The following is a 1,759-nucleotide window of genomic DNA, read 5'->3' on the forward strand; positions in this document are numbered from 1 at the left end:
GGGCTGGGCGGCGCTGTGTGGGCCTCGCGGCACCTTGGTCTCAGAGGCGTGGCAGCGCCGCCCAGCCCCGTCCCCTGCGCCGGCGTGACCGGCGCGTTCGGGGACGTCGGCCTTCGCTGCGAGGCGTTGAGCGTGCGCGTTCGTCGATCCTGGACGGTGTCGAAGCCCGCGGCGATGACGGTCACCCGGACCTCGTCCCCGAGCGCGTCGTCGATGACCGCACCAAAGATGATGTTCGCCTCTGGATGGGCCGCGTCGGCGACCAGCTCGGCGGCCGCGTTGATCTCGAACAGTCCCAGGTCGGAGCCGCCGGAGATGTTCAGCAGCACGCCCTGGGCGCCGTCCATGCTCGCCTCCAGCAGCGGGGAGGCGATCGCCTGTTCGGCCGCGACCGTGGCACGGTCGTCCCCGCGGGCCCGGCCGATACCCATCAGCGCGCTGCCCGCGTGCGACATCACCGTCTTCACGTCGGCGAAGTCGAGGTTGATCAGACCCGGGGTGGTGATCAGGTCGGTGATGCCCTGCACACCGGAGAGCAGCACCTGGTCGGCGCTGCGGAAGGCGTCGAGAACGCTGATGTCCCGGTCCGTCATCGCCAGCAGGCGATCGTTCGGGATGACGATGAGCGTGTCGACTTCATTGCGCAGGGTGTCGATGCCGGTGTCCGCCTGGGTCGCGCGCCGGCGGCCCTCGAAGGTGAACGGACGGGTGACGACACCGATGGTGAGAGCGCCGAGCGAGCGGGCCACGTTGGCGACGACCGGCGCTCCGCCGGTGCCGGTGCCGCCGCCCTCGCCGGCGGTGACGAAGACCATGTCGGCCCCCTTGAGGACCTCCTCGATCTCCTCACGGTGGTCCTCGGCGGCCTGGCGGCCGACCTCGGGATCGGCGCCCGCGCCGAGTCCCCGGGTCAGCTCACGGCCGACGTCGAGCTTGACGTCGGCGTCGCTCATGAGCAACGCCTGTGCGTCGGTATTGATGGCGATGAACTCGACGCCCTTGAGACCGACTTCGATCATCCGGTTGACGGCGTTGACGCCACCACCACCGATCCCGACGACCTTGATGACCGCGAGATAGTTCTGTGGGGCAGCCATGCGGTGTCGGTCCTCCAGCGGCGTCGGTGGTCGGACGGGGGTTTACCCCGCCCCCTGCGGCACCGCGGGACATTGCGCAACCGCGCGGCGAGCGGGGGGAAGCAGCCAGAGCCTCAACCTTCACCGTCAGCTAGACGGTTACAGTTATGTCAACTTCCGACTGTGGATCGGACAGTAGGCACGGCTTAGGCGGTGGTCAAGGAAGCTCGCGGCGCGTCATCCCGCTTCGTGTCCTAGCTCTCCCTCCGGCCAGTCCACGCGGCCCGCCAGCCCAGGAGACCACAGCGGCGCCGCGACCCGTCGCCCGGCCCCCGTCGGGCCCGCCCAGCCGGGCGCCGGGCACCCCCGGGTGGCCCGCTCCACCCCCGGCCGCCAGACGCGATCAAGGCGGACCGCCGGGACGGCAACGGGGAATGGTGTACTGCCCCCGTGACCCGTCAGCGCACCCAGCACGTCCACTTCCTCGGGATCGGCGGCGCCGGCCTGTCGCCCCTGGCCCAGATCCACCTTGCCGGCGGCGGAACGGTCAGCGGCAGCGACGCCGAGGACTCCCCTCGGGTGGCCACCCTGCGGGCCCGCGGCGTGGCCGGTTCGCCCCGGCGGCGGACCCGGTGCTGCTGCCGGTCGTCGTCGCTCTCAACGGCCTTGGCCTGGTCATGATC

Annotated in this window: 2 protein-coding genes; one reads left to right on the forward strand and one right to left on the reverse strand. The window is 71.2% G+C overall.

The genetic code is table 11. From position 1 onward, the window contains the following. The coding region (gene ftsZ / locus MXD58_RS26950; protein ID WP_250610634.1) for a cell division protein FtsZ at window positions 1–1,097 on the reverse strand (1,097 nt) is incomplete at its 3' end. A gap of 429 nt (window positions 1,098–1,526) precedes the next feature. On the opposite strand from ftsZ, the gene MXD58_RS26955 reads away from it, so the two are divergent. After that, window positions 1,527–1,757, forward strand: coding sequence for a Mur ligase domain-containing protein (locus MXD58_RS26955; protein ID WP_374616707.1), 231 nt, complete (start codon window positions 1,527–1,529; stop codon window positions 1,755–1,757). Window positions 1,758–1,759 lie beyond the last annotated feature (2 nt).

This window comes from Frankia sp. AgKG'84/4 (assembly GCF_023242965.2).
Lineage (GTDB): Bacteria > Actinomycetota > Actinomycetes > Frankiales > Frankiaceae > Frankia.